The following is a 263-nucleotide window of genomic DNA, read 5'->3' as shown; positions in this document are numbered from 1 at the left end:
TGCCTATTCAAATAATGGTGATGCCGGTAACCTAAATTTTGACTCTGGAGATACTTTCTCTCAGCTGTTAAAAGGTACCCATGATTTAGCGATTACCAAAGATAACTATGGTTTATTCACTCGTTTCATGTATTTCTATGACTTTGTGATGGAAGATGGTGATTTTGCATATAGCAACCCTGTTTCAAGCAAAAAAGTTGACCCATGTGAAGACGATGATACCAGAAAACAAGTCTGTTCGGATTTACGCTTGCTAGATGCAT

Annotated in this window: 1 protein-coding gene; it reads left to right on the top strand. The window is 37.6% G+C overall.

All coding sequences use genetic code 11. The features are described 5' to 3' along the window. Nucleotides 1-263 (top strand): DUF1302 family protein (locus tag CWC11_RS20640; protein WP_138684165.1); only part of this gene is annotated, 263 nt, incomplete at both ends.

Source organism: Pseudoalteromonas sp. S3178 (assembly GCF_005886985.1).
GTDB classification, from domain to species: domain Bacteria; phylum Pseudomonadota; class Gammaproteobacteria; order Enterobacterales; family Alteromonadaceae; genus Pseudoalteromonas; species Pseudoalteromonas carrageenovora.
This window is presented reverse-complemented; position numbering and strand designations above follow the sequence as displayed.